This window comes from Streptomyces sp. NPDC020422, from assembly GCF_044386705.1.
In the GTDB taxonomy this organism is placed as follows: Bacteria; Actinomycetota; Actinomycetes; order Streptomycetales; family Streptomycetaceae; genus Streptomyces.
Map to the genome: position 1 here is coordinate 486254 of NZ_JBIRVJ010000001.1, position 19250 is coordinate 505503.

The following is a 19250-nucleotide window of genomic DNA, read 5'->3' on the forward strand; positions in this document are numbered from 1 at the left end:
GGACCCGGGCTCAGCGGGCACCCGCGCCGGTCCGTAAGACTTCCGTCACGGCCGTTCCGCGCCGTCCCCGGCGCGCTTCCGGTGGACTGCCGGGGCGGGGAGCGACCCGAATGGCCGGGAACAGGTGCATGCTGGGCACCTACAGTGGTGGAGTTCCTGTTCGGGAGGCCGGAAGAGTGAACGGCGGCATGGGGAGACGACGCCTGGCAGTCCGTGCCTCGGCCGGAAGGGGTGCCGTGTCGCACCGCTCGGCTGTCGCCCGCCGGCGGCTGGGAGGGACCGGCGGCGAGGTTCCCCTCGACCGGCTCACCACACGCGGCCGTCTCGCCTGGCTGAATTCGGCCGCCTCCAGGATCGGCACCAGTCTCGATCTGGAGCGCACCGCCCAGGAGCTGGCCGAGTTCACCGTGCCCGGCTTCGCCGACGGAGCCGCCGTCGACATCCTGGAGACCGTCCTGCGGGGCGAGGAGGGCTCGCGGTGGACGGGATCGGGCGCTCCGCGCATGCGGGCCATGGCGGTGAGCGCCGTCGAGGCGCTGTCCTCCCTCGAACCCACGCCGGTGGGCGAGACCTCCGACCGCGCCGAGGAGTCGCACGAGACGCTGCTCCACCGCTACTGCCTGCGCCAGGGCCGGCCGGTGCTGGTGAGCCGCATGCGGTACGACGACTTCGTCAAGGTGGCGCCGAACGCGAGCGCCGCGGAGAAGATGCGGGCCGCCGGGGTGCACAGCTACCTCGCGGTGCCGCTGATCGCCCGCGGGCTGCTGCTCGGCAGCGTGGACTTCGTCCGCGGCCGGGGGACACGACCGTTCTCCGCCACCGACCTCGCCCTGGCGGAGCAGCTGGCGTCCCAGGCCGCCGTCTCCATCGACAACGCGCGCCTGTACGGGCGCGAGCGCGAGCACGTCGTCTCCCTGCAGCGGACGCTGCTGCCGCGCTCGACGCCGGTGACGCCCGGGCTGCGCGTCCAGGCGGAGTACGCGCCCTCGACGGGCCACCACGGGGTGGGCGGGGACTGGTACGACGTCATGGCGCTGCCCGGCGGACGCACGGCCCTCATGGTGGGCGACGTCATGGGCCACGGGCTGCCCGCCGCCGCGACCATGGGGCGTCTGCGGGCGGTGGCCCGCACCCTCATGACCCTGGACATGGCTCCGGAGCGGGTCCTGGCCCGGCTGGACCTGGCCACCCGCGACCTGGAGGACGAGCAGGTCGCCACCTTCCTGTGCGCCGTGTACGACCCGGCCGACTCCACCTACACGCTGGCCAGCGCCGGCCACCTGCCACCGCTCCTCCTCGACGGACGGGGTTCCGCGGAGTTCGTGGACGTGCCCGTCGGCGCCCCGCTCGGCGCGGGAGTGATCCCGTACGACCCGGTCCGTCTGGAAGTCCCGGCCGGCGGCAATCTGGTCATGTACACGGACGGTCTCGTCAAGTCCCGGCACCGGGACGTGGACCACCAGCTGGACGGCCTGCGTGCGGCGGCGCGCGGCCTGGCCCCCGAGGCCCTCGCGAGCGGCGGCCTGTTCGACTGCGCTCCCGCCGATGCCGCGCGCTTCGACGAGGTCGTGCTCCTCGTCGCGACGACCGCGGCGGACACGGCGACCGCGACAGCCGCCTCGGGGAGCCCGGCCGACCTGCGCGAGTGGCAGCTGCCGAGGGAAGGGCGTGCGGCGTCCGTCGCCCGGGGCCTGGTCACGGACCAGCTCGCCGCTTGGGACCTGGAGGAGCTGGCCGACGTCTTCGAACTCGTCGTCTCCGAACTCGTCGGCAACGCCCTGCGCTACGGAAACGGCCCCGGCAGACTCCGGCTGCTGCGCGGCGAGCGCCTCGTCGTGGAGGTCTCCGACACCGGCCCCGACCTGCCCCAGATCCAGCACGCGGACCTCGGCGACGAAGGCGGCCGCGGTCTCCAGCTCATCAACATGCTGTGCCGCCGCTGGGGCTCCAGCCGCACCGTGACCGGCAAGGTGGTCTGGGCGGAGCACGACCTGCCCTCCTGAGGGGCGCCCGCCGCGACAACTCACCCTTGGCGACCGCCCGTTGTCGGATCGTGACCACCATCGACCGATCCTGGCGAGAAATGGCGTACGAACTGCCCTGCTCGCGGCCTACCGTTCGGTACTGCGGAAGGGGGCCGTGGTCGTCGTAGGACGCGTGCTCCAGGGGAGTCCTACGGGGTGGGGGCCAGGCGATGCCAGTTCTGCGCGTGTTCCGGCGACGGGCCGGGGTGGTGCTCGTCCTGCTCCTCGCCCTGCTCATGTCCGGGCTCACCTCGCCCTGGCCCTTCCACAGCGTCGCCGCCGGGCCGGACGCGGGGACCGCGGTCACCGGCCCCGAGGGGCCGGAGGGGACCTCGTTCAACCCCAACCAGATCAAGGACATCAAGGCGGCCGACCCCGGTGCCGGGGTGAACCTGATCGAACCGCCGACCGCGAACAGCACCGGCGACGCCCGCCTCTCGTACCCCCTCGAAGTGCCCAAGGGCCGCGGCGGACTGCAACCCGAGCTTGCCGTCGCGTACAACTCGGCCGGGACCAACGGCTGGACCGGGCTCGGCTGGGACGTGAGCACCCCGTCGATCACCGTGGACACCCGCTGGGGCGTGCCCCGGTACGACGCGGCCAAGGAGACCGAGTCGTACCTGCTGGACGGGGAACAGCTCACCCCGGTCGCCCACCGCGGCGAACTCCGTGCCCGCACCGCCGAGAAGGTCTTCCACCCGCGCGTCGAAGGCCGCTTCGACCGCATCGTGCGGCACGGAGACAAGCCGTCGGCCTACTGGTGGGAGGTCACCGACAAGCAGGGCACCCGCACCGTGTACGGCGGCGCGGCGGACGCCACGCTCGCCGACGGGGCCGGGAACATCGCCGTGTGGGCCGCCCGCGAGGTCCGCGACGCGCACGACAACCTGATGCGCTACCACCACGTCCGGGTCGAGGACGGCGGTGTCGCCAAGGCCACCCTGCCGGGCCGCGCCCTGTACCCGCAGCGCATCACCTACACCGGACGCGGCGACACCGAGGGCCGCTACTCCGTGACCTTCATCCGCGACCGCGACCGGGGCGAACCGCGCCGCGGCGACGTCCAGGTCGACGGACGCTACGGCTTCAAGCGGGTCACCGCGGACCTGCTGCGCCGGGTCGAGGTCAAGCTCGACGACCAGCTGATCCGCGCCTACGAACTCGACTACCGCACCGGCGCGTTCGCCAAGACGCTGCTCAGGTCGGTGTCCCAGTTCGGCGAGGACGACAAGCTCTTCCACACCCACACGTTCGACTACTTCGACGACGTACGGGACCAGGCCGGCGGCTACAACGCCTTCGCCACCGCGGCGGGCTGGTCGGTGCCGGACGACGACCTCGGGGTGAACATCCGCGAGGGCGAGGCCAGCGCGATCTCGGCGAACACCTCGGCCGGCTTCGGCGCACACCTGTTCGCGGGCTACAACGTGCAGGGGCTGCCGACCAAGGAGGGATCCGTCGGCCTGAAGGTCGGCTTCAGCGCGGGCCAGTCCGACGGCCTGGCGACGCTGACCGACGTGAACGGCGACAACCTGCCGGACAAGGTGTTCCGCAAGAACAACGACGTCTTCTACCGGCCCAACCTGGCCGGACCGGGTGGAGCGCAGAAGTTCGGTGACACGCCGGTCAGGCTCACCGGCCTGCCGGGGATCTCGACCGAGCGCACGCTGTCCGGCACCATCGGCATCGAGTCGTACGTCCTCACGACCTCGGCCCAGCTGGACTTCGTGGGCACCACGACCACCTCGGACCGGTTCTTCAGCGACGTCAACGGCGACGGCATGGCCGACCTGGTGAACAACGGCGGCGTGCTCTTCGGCTACCTGGACGCCCAGGGGCACCCCGCCTACAGCGCGGACTCCGGCCGCACCCCGGTGCCGGTCGGGGGCGGCGCGGTGACCGGCGAGATCGTCGGCGACCAGACCGCGCAGTTCAACCGGCAGGTGGACAACTCGCCGCTGCTCGACACGGTGCGCCGCTGGGTCGCGCCGTTCGACGGCACCGTCCGCGTCGACGGCCGGGTACAGCTGACCCATGACCCCTCCCCGCAGCGCGCGGCCTACACCAAGGCCGACGGCGTGCGGGTCACCATCCAGCACAAGGACACCGAACTCTGGGCGCAGCGGATCGGACCGGACGACCACACCGAGTTCACCCCGGGCAACGTGGCGTCGGTCCCGGTGAAGAAGGGCGACGCGCTCTACTTCCGCACCCAGTCCGTTCTGGACGGCAAGTACGACACCGTGGCGTGGGACCCCCAGGTCACCTACACCGACCTGCCGGCCGGTACGGACGCGAACGGGCTGGCGAACACCGTGTTCCGCGCGTCCGACGACTTCACCTTCGGCGGCCGGCCGTCCCTGGTGACCGTACCGGTGAACGGCACGCTGCGGCTGACCGGCGACGTGGTCAAGTCCAAGGCGACCTCGGACGACGTGACCGTCGTGATCGAGAAGGGCAACGGCGTCCACACCCCCGCGGAGGTGTACCGCAAGGTGCTGCCCGCCGCGTCGACCGGCACCACCGCGATCGACCTGAGCATCCCGGTCAGCATGTTCGAGAAGATGTCGTGGCGGCTGAAGACCGACTCCCCGATCGACGTCTCGGCGGTGAGCTGGGCACCGAAGGCGCACTACACGGCCGCGCAGGGCGTCGACTCGCTCGTCGACGCCAAGGGCGAACCCACCCTGGTGATCACCCCGCCGTACGACATGACGATGTTCCCCGCGGACACCCTCACCGCGCCGCAGCAGACCTACAAGGCCACCAGGACCGGCCAGTTGAAGGTGCGGCCGAAGGTGTCCTTCAACTTCAATCTCCTCGGTGACGCCAAGATCGCGTTCACGGTGAAGAAGCGCGGCGGGCAGCTGCTCGGCAAGCGGATCTTCCAGGCCAAGGACACCTCCCCGTTCGGCGGCCCGAACCTGGACCTGACCGTGCCGGTCACCGCCGGCGACGAGCTCTACATCGACTACTCCACGGCGGAGACCGGACTGCTCGGCCTGCTCGTCGAGCAGTCCGCCTCGGTCACCTACGACGTGACGTCGAGCTGGCCGGTCCTCACCCCGGCACCCAGCGCCATGCACGGCTCCGTCGGGCAGGGCGCCTTCGCCCAGCCCTACCGCGGGTGGGGCGTGATCGGCTACCAGGGCAACCGCGAACGCGCCACCCAACCGATCAAGCAGGCCGAACTCACCCTGGACCAGAGCTTCAAGGACGCCCTCCCCAAGGAACCCAAGGAAGAGGACGTCGCGCCCTTCGCCGCGAACCCCCGGCTCACCATGCCGCGCCTCGCGGTGTTCGCCCCCGTTCCCGCCAAGGGCGGCTGGGCCGCCCAGGACCAGTCCTCGTGGGTCACCGCCGCGATGGCGACCAGTTCCCGCCTGGGCGCGGACACCATCGACATCGTCACCGACGCCGACGTCAAGGGCGACCGGGCGGTGATGCGCCGCGGAGTCACCGGCCAGGTGTCTGCCACCCTCGCGGCCGGCCCGTTCGGCGGCACCGTGGTCGGCGGGATCACCGCGGGTTCGGTCGACTACCTGGACCTCAACGGCGACGGCTACCCCGATGTCGTCGGCGCCAAGGAGATCCAGTTCTCCGACATGAACGGCGCCCTCGGCGCCACCCGCGGCACCCTCGGCGGCAACGTCCGGGAGGCGGACAACATCTCCGGCAACGTGTCGCTCTCCGCGGGCAGCGAGACCGCCACCCTCGCCAGCGCGCAGGGCATGGCCGCCCCCGACGCGGGCACCAGCGCCAACACCGCCAGCACCGGCGCGGTCCAGCCGTCGCTCGGCATCGGCGGCAGCCTCGGCGGCGGCGAGTCCGACGTCCGCGTCGACCTGATCGACATCAACGGGGACCGGCTGCCGGACAAGGTCTTCGCCAACGGCGACGCCCAGCTGAACCTCGGCTACTCCTTCGCCGCCCGCGAACCCTGGTCGGCCGGGCCGATCAACGACGCCTCCACCCGCAACGTCGGCGTCAACCTCGGGTTCAACGTCGACCGCTACGGCTTCGCCGGCGGCCTGTCCGCCGAGCTGGGGACCTCCTACACCAGCGCGAGCATGACGGACGTCAACGGCGACGGACTCGTCGACCGGGTCTTCACCGACGGGGCCAACCCGATCAAGGTCGCGGTCAACACCGGCACCGGCTTCACGGCGCCCACCCCGTTCCGCGGCAGCTTCTCCGACATCGCGGTCGACAAGAACGCCAGCCTGGGCGGAGGCGTCTACTTCACCGTCGGCCTGCCCACCCCCGTCGGCGTCTTCGTCTTCAACCCCGGCGCCAACGCGACCACCGGCATCAGCCGCGCCGAGACCAGCCTGCGCGACATCGACGGCGACGGCCTCGCCGACCACGTCAAGTCCACCCGGGACGACGAACTCCTCGTCGCGGTCAACCAGACCGGCCGCACCAACCTGCTGCGCTCCGTGCACCGCCCGCTGGGCGCCCGCATCGACCTCGACTACACCCGCACCGGCAACACCCCCGCCAACCCGGAGAGCCGCTGGTCGCTCTCCCGCACCACCGTCCACGACGGGGTGGCCGGCGACGGCGTCGACACCCGCCTCACCACCTTCCGCTACGAGCAGGGCCGTTACGACCGCAGGGAGCGCGAGTTCCTCGGCTTCGGCCGGGTGGTCACCGAGCACCGCGACCCCGCCGCGGGCGACGCCGTCCGCCGCGCGGTCACCGACGAGTACCGCACCGACGGCTACGTCGGCCGCGGCCTGCTCACCCGCTCCCTGACCGCGGACGGCGCGAACCACCCGTACCGCGAGACCCGCAACACCTACCGCCTGCACGACACCGCGACCGGCGCCGAGGCCACCCCCGACGACCCCGCCGCCGCCGTCTTCCCGCAGTTGGTCCGGGTCGAGGAGAAGTACTACGAAGGCGCGGACACCGCGGGCCGGAGCACATACACCGACCTCTCCTACGACGCCCACGGCAACGTCGTCCGCACCCTCGACACCGCCGACGAGGGCACCGAGGACGACCTGGAGACCACCTACGGCTACAGCGCCACCGATCCGGCCTGCCGGGACCGCGGCGTCGTCGGCATCGCGAACTCGGTCCGCCAGAAGGCCGCCGCGACCGGCACCGTGCTGCGGCACCGCGAAGCCGACGTCGACTGCGCCACCGCCGAGGTCCGCCAGGTCCGCGAGTACCTCGACGACGACACGGCCGCCGTCTCCGACCTCACCTACCACCCGGACGGCAACCTCAGGTCGACCACAGGACCGGCCAACGCCGCCGGGCAGCGCTACACCCTGACCTACGGCTACGACACGGTCGTCGGCGTCCACGTCGAGTCCGTCGTCGACAGCTTCGGCTACCGCTCGACCTCGACCCACAACCTCAAGTACGGCCTGCCCGACCGCAACACCGACCAGAACGACCAGTCGGTGCGGATGGCGTACGACAGCGTCGGACGCCTCGACTCGGTGACCGGGCCCTACGAGGCCGGCGGCGGCCCCGCCACCATCGACTTCGAGTACCACCCCGAGGCACCCGTCCCGTACGCCACCAGCAGGCACCTGGACCGCACCGCGAACGCCGTCCGCACCGACACCATCGACACCATCACCTTCGGCGACGGCCTCAAGCGCATCCTGCAGACCAAGAAGGACGCCTCGGTCCCGGCCACGCCGGGCGCCACCCCGGCGCAGGTGATGACGGTCTCCGGCCGGCTCGTGTTCGACGCCCTCGGCCGCGCGGTCGAGAAGTACTACCCGGTGACCGAGCCCAAGGGCGCCACCAACACCACGTTCAACACCGCCTTCGACACCGTCGCCCCCACCAGGGAGACCTTCGACGTCCTCGACCGGTCCGTGAAGACCGTGCACCCGGACGGCGTCACCACCAGCACCGGGTACGCCTTCGGCCCCGACCGGGCCGGGACCACCCGGTTCGAGACCACGGTGACCGACGGCAACGGCAAGCGGCGCCGCACGTACACCGACGTCCGCGGCGCGACCACGGCCGTGCAGGAGTTCGACGGCTCGACCGCGATCTGGACCGCCTACACGAACGACCCCCTGCGGCAGGTCACGGCGATCACCGACGACAAGAACAACGTCACCCGCGCCGCGTACGACGGCCTCGGCCGCCGCACCGTCTTCGACAGCCCCGACGCGGGACGCACCGAGACCCGCTACGACCTGGCCGGGAACGTCACCGCCAAGACCACCCCGAACCTGCGGGCCGCGAGCCGGAGCATCACGTACGAGTACGACTACTCCCGCCTCAAGGCGATCCGCTACCCGACCTTCCCCGGCAACGACGTCAGCTACTCCTACGGCGCCCCCGGCGCCCCCGACAACGCGGCCTCCCGGATCACCGAGGTCCACGACGCGGCGGGCACCGTGACCCGGTCCTACGGCGCGCTGGGTGAGGTGACCAAGGAGACCCGCACCATCACCGCGACCGGCGGCGCCCCGCGCACCTACACCACCGCCTGGCGTTACGACGCCTTCAACCGGGTCCTCCAGCTGACCTACCCCGACGGCGAGGTGCTGAGCTACGCCTACGACTCCGGTGGCCAGGTCACCCGGGCCACCGGCTCCAAGAACGGCACCACCTACACCTATCTGGACCGACTCGACTACGACAAGTTCGGCCAGAAGGTCCTCCAGCAGACCGGCAACGGCGTCCGCACGACCTACAGCTACGACGCCGCCGACCGCAGGCTCGCCGGGCTGAAGTCGACCGCGGCGGGCGGGACCCCCTTCCAGGACCTCGGCTACACCTACGACGACATCGGCAACCTCACCGGTCTCGCGAACAACGCCCCGCAGGGCGGCCCGATCGGCGGCCCGAGCAGCCAGACCTTCGGCTACGACGACCAGTACCGGCTCACCTCGGCGTCCGGCCGCTACACCGACAGGAACAACCGGCTCAACACCTACACGCTGAGCCTCGGCTACGACTCGATCCACAACACCACGCACAAGACCCAGCACCACGAGGTCGCCGGCGGCACCCCGGCGTTCCCGGTCACCGCCGGGACCGCCGGGCCTATCGAGCCGGTCGACGACCCGTCGAACCCGGCCGACGTCCAGGACCGGACCAGCTACGCCTACACGTACACCTACGACACCGCGCGGCCGCACGCCCCCGGCAAGGTCGGCCCGGTCACCCACGCGTACGACGCCAACGGCAACCTGACCGGCACCGAGAACACCGCCGTCAGCGGCAAACGGCGCCAGTACGTGTGGGACGAGGAGAACCGCCTGGCCTGCAACCAGGACACCGCCACGGCCACCGTCCCCCAGGACCCGGGCGGCTGCGCCGGCGCGACCGTCGGCTACACCTACGACGACAAGGGCGACCGGGTCGTCAAGCGCGGCGACGGGCTGTCCCTCTATCCCAACCGCACGTACAGCGAACGCGACGCCACCGGCTACAAGCACATCTTCGTCGGCGACACCCGCCTGACCACGAAGGCGGTCGCGGCCGACGGGCCCGAGGACGCCCAGTGGTTCTTCCACGCGGACCACATCGGCTCCTCCGGCTACGTCACGGACAAGCAGGGCGCGGTCACCGAACACCTCGAGTACTTCCCCTTCGGGGAGACCTGGGTCGAGGAACGCACCGGGGCCCCGGACGCACCCGGCACCCCGTACCGCTTCACCGGCAAGGAACTCGACGCCGAGACCGGCCTCTACTACTACGGTGCCCGCTACTACAACCCCAGGACCCAGCTCTGGGCGAGCCCCGACCCCGCCCTGCCCGACTACCTCGACAAGGACATCGCGGGCGGCCTCGACGAGCCCCGCAACCTGGCGGCGTACACGTACACCCACGACAACCCGCTGAAGCTCACCGACCCCACCGGCAAATGGCCCAAGATGCCGTCCTGGAAGACCATCGGGCACACCACGCTCGACGTGGTCGGCATGGTCCCGGTCGTCGGCGAGGCGGCGGACCTGGCCAACGCCGGCTGGTACGCGGTCGAGGGCGACTACGTCAACGCGGGCCTCTCCGCGGCCTCGGCGATCCCGGGCGCGGGGTACGCGGCGAACGCGGCGAAGTACGGCAACAAGGCTCTGGACATGGGCCAGGCCGCCAAAAACGCGAGCAACGCGACGGACGCGGCGAAGTCGGTCAAGGCCGCGGACGAGGCCCCCGTCCCCACGCCCTCCTCCTGCAACACGAACAGCTTCACCCCGGACACCCCGGTCCTGATGGCCGACGGCACCTACAAACCGATCTCCGAGGTCCGACTGGGCGACGAGGTCATGGCCGCGGACCCGGAATCGGGCGAGGCGGGGGCGCGGCCGGTCACCCGGCTGATCGTCGGCGAGGGCGAGAAGCACCTGGTCGAGATCACCGTCGCGACCGGCGACACCACCTCCGCGAAGGTCGTCGCGACGGACGGGCACCCGTTCTGGGTCCCGTCCCTCGGGGCGTGGATCCGGGCGGCGGACCTCACCCCGGGGACGCTGCTGCGGACGGGCAGCGGCTCGTACGCGCAGATCACGGCGGTCAGGGCGTGGACGGAACACCGGCGGGTGCACAATCTGACGGTCGCGGGCATCCACACGTACCACGTGGCGGTCGGGGACACCTCGGTCCTGGTGCACAACTGCACGACGACGCCGCGTGGGTTCCCCGACCGGGAACTCCCGAGGGACCCGCGGACGCAGGAGCCGGCTCCCGATCCGGACGCCGCGGGATATCGGCACTCACAATTGGGTGTCAAGAACGGGCGGAACGGAAGCTACGCCCAGGCACGCGAGTTCGACGAGAACGGCAAACCCGTCAAGGACATCGACTTCACCGACCACGGGCGGCCCAAGGACCACGACAACCCGCACCAGCATCCCTACACCGACAATCCGAGCGGAGGCACGCGTACGCGTGGCAAGGCGGAACCCCTGAGGAACGATGGCTGAACTCGTGCGATTCCCGATGCATGACGGCAAGGGCGGTGTGGTCGGACTGGCCGAGCTGCTCGCCCTTGTCCCCGACAACGACTGGGTGTGGAGCATCCTGGACTTCGACGGGATCGGAGGTGTTCCCGACGGTTTCGAGTTCCAGGAGTTCAGGTCCGCGGTGCACGCCTCGCCCGCCGGCCACGTGATGTCGTGGAATCAGGTGCGCCGGTTCGCCGCGGGGGTGGGGCAGTTCTTCGACCTGCTGCTGGTGGCGGTCGAGGACCGCGGGCGGCTGTCGCCGGAGCGGCTGGCCGTGGACGATTTCGGCGCGTGCCTCCTGGTCCTCGAAGCCGTCGACAGCGGCGCGTGGGAGGTCACCGTCGGCGACGAGGCCGAGGCGCTCGCCGGTCTCGCGGGCAGGCTGCGGGCACGGTACGGCGCGGAGCAGGGCTGAAGGATGAGGGCTGCGGCCGCCTGCCGGTCGTCGACGGGGTGCCGCGTCCCAGGCCGGGTCCGTCCGTGTGAGGCATCCCTCCCGCGTCGTCGTCGCGACGGGGCCCGGACAGGGGCGAGCATGGACTCATGACCTCCTCGCCCCGCCCGCCGCACCCCGCCGGCCGACCCGATCCTGCGGGCGGGACCGCCGCGCGCGGGTACCTGCTGGACAACGCGCGCGCCGAGGCGGGCGAACGGTTCGTCTGGCTGGCCGAGCTGTTCGACGACGTGACGCGCGGGCACTTCGACCGACTGGGGCTCAGGGCGGGCTGGCGCTGCTGGGAGGTGGGGGCCGGCGGCCCCGGCATCCCCGAGGCGCTCGCGGCGGCCGTCGGTCCGACCGGGCACGTGCTGGCCACGGACATCGACCCCTCGTGGCTGGACGAGGGCGCCGGGTACGAGGTGCGCCGGCACGACGTCGCCGCCGACCCGCCCCCGGAGCCGGGCACGTTCGACCTGGTGCACGCGCGGCTCGTGCTCGTCCACGTACCCGACCGGGCGCGCGCGTTGGCCACCATGGTGAGCGCACTACGGCCCGGCGGCCGGCTGCTGATCGAGGACGCCGACACCGCTCTGCAACCCCTGGCCTGCCTGGACGACAGCGGCGCCGCGCAGCGGCGGGCCAACCGGCTGCGCGCCGCGGTGAGGGAGCTGCTCGCGCGCCGTGGAGCGGACCTGGGCTACGGCCGGACACTGCCGCGCGCGTTGCGCGAGGCCGGTCTGGTCGATGTCGCCGCTGCGGGCTCCTTCCCGGTCGGCGGGACGGCGAGCGACCGGCTTGAGGCGGCGACGATCCGGCACGTCCGCGGCGAACTGCTCGCCGCGGGCCTGGCCGACGACGCGGAGATCGACGCGCACCTGGCCGCCGTCGACGCGGGCGAACTCGACCTGACGCTCGCGCCGCTGATCTCGGCCTGGGGGCGCCGGCCGGGAGGCTGAGGAATCGGGTCTCGGGGGCGCCCTCGTGGGCGCTTACCACTGATGCATTCGAAGCGATTCGATTCGCCTTTGCATCGCATGGGTGGACGTCTGGGGCTCTCTCGGCACGTGAAGTAGGCGGAGTCGCAAGCTCGTTCCATGAGAAGCGCGCAGGAGAATCATGGCAGCGACTCTTGTGCGCTCGTATGTGGTCACCTAGCCTCGCAGGACATCGAAGCGCTTCGACGCGCTCCCTCCCGTGCGCGAACCGAGGTATGTCATGAGCACGCCTAGTTCTCCGCGAACGCCGGTCCACGGAACGTGGGAACCCCGGCCGGCCGCCCGCTGGGAGGACGGCTTCCTCAGCGGCAACGGGCACCACGGCGCCCTCGTGTTCGCAGGGCCGGACAGCGAGCGCGTCATCGTCACGCACCACACCCTCGTGCGAGACAACGGCAGTGACACCCGGCCCCCGGCGCTCGCCGCCGAACTCCCCGCTCTCCAGGACCGCCTCCTGGCCGGGGACCCCACCGCCGCGGAGCGCTTCACCGACGGCCGTCCGCTCCAGTGGGTGCGGCCCTTCCACCCCGCCTTCCGGATCCGGCTGCGCCGGCCGTCCGGCGAGGAGAGCGGCTACCGTCGGTCCGTCGACTTCGCCACCGGCGTCGTCCGGGCGGAGTGCGCCGACTGGACCAGCGAGGTCTTCGTCTCCCGCGCGGACGACGTCATCGTCCAGCGGGTGACGGCGCCCGGCCCCGCCCTCGACGTCTCCCTCGACCCGCGCCTGTCCGGCGCTCCCGCCGGCCTCGGCCTCGGCCACGGCGCCGTCCTCACCGGCGGGGGCGCCCTGTTGAGCCTGCGCGCCCGCTACCCCGAGGGCGACCGTGCCTTCACCGGGGTCACCCTGATCGCCGTCAGCGGCGGTACGACGGCCCTCGCCCCGCCGGGCGCGCGCATCGAGGCCGCCCGCTCCGTCCTGCTCCTCACCCGGGTCCGGCGGCACACCGGCGAGCTCGACGTGGCCCTGGAGGGCCGCGCCCTGCGCGAGCTGGCCGGGGCGGAGTACGACGAGCTCCTCGACCGCCACGCCGCCCTCCACCGCACGGCCTACGAGCGCGTCGTCCTCGACCTCGCCGCCGCCCCGGCCGAACGGGCCCTGCCCGGCTCCGAGCTGCTCAAGCGCCCCGGCGACCCCGCCCTCCTGGAACGCCTGTTCGCGGCCGGCCGCTACCATCTGCTCTCCTCCGGCGGGCTCTTTCCGCCCCGGCTCACCGGGCTGTGGACCGGAGAGTGGAACACGGCCTGGTCGGGGGCGTTCACGAACGACGCCAACCTCAACCTCCAGACCGCCTCGGCCGCGGCTGCCGCACTCCCCGAGGTCACCGCCGCCCACGCCGCGCTGGTCCAGCGCCAGCTGCCCGACTGGCGCGACAACGCCCGCGTGATCTTCGGGGCCCGGGGCGTGGTCGCCCCCGCTCATACCGACGGCGAGTCGGGACACTCGTACCACTTCGACCGCGCATACCCCCTGCACCTGTGGACCGCCGGCGCCGACTGGCTGCTCAAGCCGCTCGTCGACCACGACGAGACCCACGGCAGCCGAGACCCGCGCACCGCCGCCGCCCTCGCCGAAGTCGCCCTCTTCTACGAGGACTTCCTCACCCGGACCGATGACGACGGCCAGGTGGTCGTCGTCCCCTCGTACTCACCCGAGAACCGCCCGGCGAACGCGAGCGCGGGCACGATCAACGCGGCCATGGACCTCTCGGCGGCCCGGCACGCGCTGCGCACGGCCGCCGACCACCACCCGGAGCACGCCGACCGCTGGCGCGCCCTCGCCGACCGGATCCCGCCGCACCGGATCAACGAGGACGGCGCCCTGGCCGAATGGGCCTGGCCCGGCCTTCAGGACTCCTACGCGCACCGCCACCTCAGCCATCTGTACGGGGTCTGGCCGCTCGACGAGATCACCCCGTACGACACCCCCGAGCTCGCGGCGGCGGCCCACCGCGCGCTCGAACTGCGCGGAGCCGAGAACGACTCCGCCCACGGGCACCTCCACCACGCGCTGGTCGCCGCCCGGCTCCGCGACGGCGAACGCGTCGCCCACGCCCTCGGCCAGGTCCTGGACGGCGACTTCTTCCACGCCTCCCTGATGAGCGCCCACTACCCGAACCGCCACGTCTACAACGCCGACGCCGCGCACACCCTGCCCGGCGTGCTGATCGAGATGCTCGTGCAGTCGACTCCCCGTCGCCTCGTCCTCCTGCCCGCCCTGCCGGCCGCGCTGCCGGCCGGCCGGATCACGGGCGTCCGCACCCGGTGCGGAGCCGAGGTCGAACTGGCCTGGGCGCGCGGCCGGGCGAGGGCGGTGCTCAAGCCGACGCGCACGGTCCGCGTCGAAGTCAGGACTCCCTCCGGTGACGCGCGGTCGATCGCGCTCGTCGCCGGAGAGGACCACGTCCTCGGAATGGAGGCGTGGTAGCCCCCACGATCCCCCCACCCATGGAAGGGACACCATGGTCACGAACTCGCTCCGCACGATCACCATGGCGGTACTGGCACCGGCGATGGCCCTGGGTGCCGCCGTCGGCCTCGCCGCCGCACCCGCTTCGGCAGCGGTCTGGAACTCCTGCGGCCAGTGGGGCAGCACCTCCCTGGACGGCCACACCCTCTACAACAACATCTGGGGCTCCGGCGCGGGCAGCCAGTGCATCTGGGCCAACTCCGGTACGAACTGGGGCGTCTGGGCCGACCACCCCAACACCGGCGGCATCAAGTCCTACCCCAACTCCACGAAGGCGATCAGGAAGCCGATCGACTCGCTCACCCGGCTCACCAGCAGCTACAACGTCAGCGTCCCGTCGTCCGGTGCGTACAACACCTCGTACGACATCTGGGACACCGACCACCGGTACGAGATCATGCTCTGGGTCAACGACAACGGACCCGTCGGACCGATCGGCACCTGGCAGGCCGGCGCCACGCTCGGCGGGCACAGCTGGAACGTCTACAAGGGCACCAACGGGTCGAACCAGGTCTTCTCGTTCCTGCGGACCTCCGACTCCGCCTCCGGCACCGTGGACATCAAGGCGATCCTCGACTGGATCGCCCACACCAAGGGCTGGATGCCGGGCAGCGAGACCATCGGTGACGTCCAGTTCGGCTACGAGATCACCTCGTCCGCCGGCGGACTCGACTTCCGTACGAACAACCTGACCGTCACCGGCGGCTGATCCGGCGAGGGGGACGAGGCCGGCCCACGCCCTACGACAGGGACGCGGACCGGCCTCGGCCAGGTGTGCCCGGCCTTCGGCGGCGCCGCCGTTCAGGCGTCGAGCGGCTCGTAGTCGAACCAGTCGAAGCGGACGGTGCCGGCCGCCGCGTACATGCCGATGACCCGCCCCGTGAAGCCGCCGGCGACCTCGGTCGACAGATAGCGGCCGTCGAGGGCCGCGAGTGCGGTGTGCGTGCCGTCCGGCTGCTCGAAGCCGAGGGAGACGACGTCGGGTCCGGAGCGCGGCCCGTGCGGGGGCGGCAGCCGCGTGACGGTGACGGAGAGGACCACCGGCCCGGCCGGTACGGACCGCGCGGCGACGACCGTGCGCAGGGAGCCGACGCGCGCGATGACCCGTACCGTCGTGCCCGACGCCTCGATCGCGTAGTGGTGCCGCTCGTCGAGCCGGACGGCGAGGCCGCCGGTCCCCTCGGAGGGATCGACCAGCGTGCGCGCCCGGCACGCGAGGTGTTGCTGGCGCCGGCCGGTGAACACCGCGTCCGGCTCGTCCAGGGAGCCTCCCCGCGCGCGGAGGGTCAGCCAGCCGGGGCGCTCCCTGGTGGTGCAGTGCTCGGCGGTGCGGTCGCGCAGCGAGATCCAGCGGGGGTGCAGTGCGGCCGACTCGAAGTCGTCCCGCCGCTCCTCGACGGGGCCGGGGGAGAGCGGCCACGGGAGCTCGGGCAGGTCGAGGGCGACCTCGCCGACGACCGGCCAGCCGTCCACCCAGGTCACCGGGGCGAGGAAGGTCTCGCGGCCGAGCACGTGCCAGCCGGGGGTGCCGCCGCCCGGCCGGACGCCGAGGAACACCATCCACCAGGAGCCGTCGGGGCCTTGGACGAGGTCGGCGTGCCCGGTGTTCTGGATGGGGTGGTCGGTGCCGCGGTGGGAGAGGACCGGGTTGGCCGGGCACGGCTCGAACGGGCCGGCGGGACTCTTGCCGCGGGCGATCGAGACGCCGTGGCCGCGCTCCGTGCCGCCCTCGGCGATGAGCAGGTACCAGTAGCCGCCGATCCGGTACAGGTGGGGGGCCTCCGGCGCCTTGGCGCCGGGCCCGCCGGACCAGAGCCGGTGCGGTGTCCCGTACGTGCGCCCGGTGGACGGGTCGATACGGACCTGCGAGACCCCGGCGACCGTGCACCAGCAGGTGCCGTCCTCCTCCCAGGCCAGATCGGGATCGATCCCGGGGACACCGGGGGCCCACACGGGGTCCGACCACGGTCCCGCGGGGCCGGTGGCCGTGACGAGGAAGTTGCCGCCGCCCTCGCTGCAGTTGGTGACGATCAGCCAGAAGCGGCCGTCGTGGTGGCGCAGGGTGGGGGCGTAGATCCCGCCGGAGGACGGCATGTCCGCCGGCAGGCGCACCTGCTCCGGTCGGTCCAGGACGTTGCCGATCTGGGTCCAGTGGACGAGGTCGCGGCTGTGGAAGACGGGGATGCCGGGGAAGTACTCGAAGCTGGAGCACACCAGGTAGTAGTCGTCGCCGACGCGGCAGACGCTGGGGTCGGGATGGAAGCCGGGGATGACCGGGTTCGCGACGGTGTCGAGGGGACGCGGGGGAACGGGCGGCACGGGAGTCCTTCCGTACGGGGCCGAGGGAACGGCGTCAGGGCAGCAGGCGCAGCACCGCGCAGCCTCCGGCCGGCAGTTCGTGCGTGACGCCGCCGGTGAGCAGGTCGTGGCCCGGCTCCGGCAGCGGCACGGTCTCGGTGGTGTGGTTGAGGTGCAGCCGCCAGCGGCGTCCGTCCGGGGCATGGCGGGTGACGGTCTCGACCCCCGGCGGCAGGCCGGGCGGCTCCGGTGCCGCCCCGGCCTCCGCGAGCAGCCGGGCGATCAGGGCGGCGGAGCCCGCGGCGTCCAACTCGGTGGAGAGGTACCAGCCGTGGCCCGCCCCGTAGGCGTGGCGGGTGAGGGCGGGCGCGCCCGCGAGCATGCCGTGGCTGTACGCGGCGACCGCCTCGGCGCCCTCGATCCGCAGCGACTCGCTCCAGGCACGGGCCCGCGAGCCGTCCGAGAGGACGAGCTCCTCGTCCTGCCCCAGCGGACGGTGCTCCTCGACGCGGACGCCGAGCGCCGCGCGCAGGGGGGCGGCCGGGTAGCCGCCGAGCCGGGCGTGCAGGCGCTCGTCGACGCAGCCGGCGGCGTGCTGGACGAGGAGGGTGCCACCGCCTTCGACGTACCGGCGCAGGTTCTCCGCGCCCGCGTCGGAGAGCAGGAACAGGGCCGGGGCGACGAGCAGCCGGTAGCGGCCCAGGTCGTGCTCCGGGTGGGCGAAGTCGACGGTGACCCCGGCGTCCCACAGTGCCCGGTGGGCGCGGCGCAGCGCGGAGTGGTAGTCGAGTGCGGCGGACGGGAGGCCGTCGACGTCCAGCGCCCACCAGGCGTCGGAGTCGTGCAGGACGGCGACGTCGGCCCGTACGGCGGATCCGGCGAGCTCGCCGAGGCGGGCGACGGCCTCGCCGGTGGCCGCGGCCTCGCGGAAGACGCGGCTGTCCGGCCCGGCGTGCGGGACCAGCGCCGAGTGCCACTGCTCGGCGCCCGCCCGGGACTGGCGCCACTGGAAGAACAGCGCGCCCTCCGAGCCCCGGGCGATGTGCCCGAGCGAGTGCCGCAGGATCTCGCCCGGCTCCTTGCCCAGGGTCCGGTCGCCCGCGTACACGGTGTTGGTGCCCTGCTCCATGAGCAGCCAGGGCGCACCGCCGCCCAGGGAGCGGGCCCGGTCGGCGCCGAAGGCGGTGTCGGCGGCGGCGTCGAGGCCGGGCGCGCTCGGGTAGTGGTCGACGGCGACCAGGTCGACCTCGCGGCCGAAGGCCCACAGGTCCAGGTTCTGGTAGCCGGGGAGCATGAGGTTGGTGGTCACCGGGCGGTCGCTGTGGGCGCGGATCGCGTCGCGCTGCTCGCGGTAGGCGGCGAGGGTCTCGTCGGACCAGAAGCGGCGGAAGTCCAGGGCCTGCCCCGGGTTCCCGTGCCACTGGGTGGCGCGGGGCGGCAGGATCTGCTCCCACGAGGTGTACCGCTGGCTCCAGAACCGGGTTCCCCAGGCCTCGTTGAGCGCGTCGAGCGTGCCGTGCCGGGCCCGTAGCCAGACCCTGAAGGCCGCGGCCGTGTGATCGCACCAGCACAGGGTCACGTACTCGTTGTGCACGTGCCACAGGGCCAGGGCCGGGTGGTCGCCGTACCGCTCGGCCAGCGCCGAGGCGATGCGGCGGGCGGCCCGCCGGTAGGCCGGTGCGGCCAGGCAGTACGTGTCCCGGCTCCCGTGGGTGAGCCGGACGCCGTCGGGGCGCACGGGCAGGGCGTCGGGGTGGGCCAGGGTGAACCACGGTGGCGGTGAGGCGGTGGGCGTCGCCAGGTCGACGGCGATCCCGTTGGCGTGCAGGCGGTCGACGTGGGCGTCGAGCCACCCGAAGTCGTAGCGCCCCTCCTCCGGTTCCACCAGGGCCCAGGAGAAGACGCCGAGCGTCGCCAGGTTGACCCGCGCCCGGCGCATCAGCTCGTCGTCCTCCTGCCACACCTCCTCGCCCCACTGCTCGGGGTTGTAGTCCCCGCCGAAGGCGAGCCCGCCCAGGCGGTCGGTCAACCGGCGTACGTCCATGGCGGACCCATCCTCCACAGGAGCCGTCGAAGGGCCGTCGAAGCGGCATCGAA

The 19250-nt window shown here is 72.5% G+C and carries 8 protein-coding genes; 6 read left to right on the forward strand and 2 right to left on the reverse strand.

What is annotated here, in order from left to right; all coding sequences use genetic code 11:
- Positions 1-176 precede the first annotated feature (176 nt).
- From ACH414_RS02225 to ACH414_RS02250, 6 genes are all read left to right on the forward strand, one after another.
- On the forward strand, positions 177-2003 hold the full coding sequence (locus ACH414_RS02225; RefSeq protein WP_382534582.1) for a SpoIIE family protein phosphatase: 1827 nt from the start codon (positions 177-179) through the stop codon (positions 2001-2003).
- Positions 2004-2194: 191 nt separating this feature from the next.
- A complete protein-coding gene (locus ACH414_RS02230) occupies positions 2195-10933 on the forward strand; it encodes a SpvB/TcaC N-terminal domain-containing protein (protein WP_398940591.1) in 8739 nt (2912 codons plus the stop codon).
- A complete protein-coding gene (locus ACH414_RS02235) occupies positions 10926-11369 on the forward strand; it encodes a hypothetical protein (RefSeq protein ID WP_386562088.1) in 444 nt (147 codons plus the stop codon). Before ACH414_RS02230 ends, ACH414_RS02235 begins: the two co-directional genes overlap by 8 nt.
- A 128-nt stretch (positions 11370-11497) precedes the next feature.
- Positions 11498-12349 carry a methyltransferase domain-containing protein gene (locus tag ACH414_RS02240; protein ID WP_382534588.1) on the forward strand — a complete coding sequence of 284 codons (852 nt, stop codon included), beginning with the start codon at positions 11498-11500 and terminating at the stop codon, positions 12347-12349.
- Positions 12350-12608: 259 nt separating this feature from the next.
- A complete protein-coding gene (locus tag ACH414_RS02245) occupies positions 12609-14813 on the forward strand; it encodes a glycosyl hydrolase family 95 catalytic domain-containing protein (RefSeq protein ID WP_386562092.1) in 2205 nt (734 codons plus the stop codon).
- Between the two features lie 34 nt (positions 14814-14847).
- On the forward strand, positions 14848-15564 hold the full coding sequence (locus tag ACH414_RS02250) for a hypothetical protein (RefSeq protein WP_382534592.1): 717 nt from the start codon (positions 14848-14850) through the stop codon (positions 15562-15564).
- A gap of 92 nt (positions 15565-15656) precedes the next feature.
- Here ACH414_RS02250 and ACH414_RS02255 read toward each other — a convergent pair whose 3' ends face one another.
- Both ACH414_RS02255 and ACH414_RS02260 read right to left on the reverse strand, forming a co-directional pair.
- Positions 15657-17174: a glycoside hydrolase family 43 protein gene (locus ACH414_RS02255; RefSeq protein WP_398940592.1), complete on the reverse strand. Its 1518-nt coding sequence runs from the start codon at positions 17172-17174 to the stop codon at positions 15657-15659.
- A gap of 34 nt (positions 17175-17208) precedes the next feature.
- Positions 17209-19197, reverse strand: coding sequence for a beta-galactosidase (locus tag ACH414_RS02260; protein WP_382534595.1), 1989 nt, complete (start codon positions 19195-19197; stop codon positions 17209-17211).
- Positions 19198-19250: the final 53 nt, after the last annotated feature.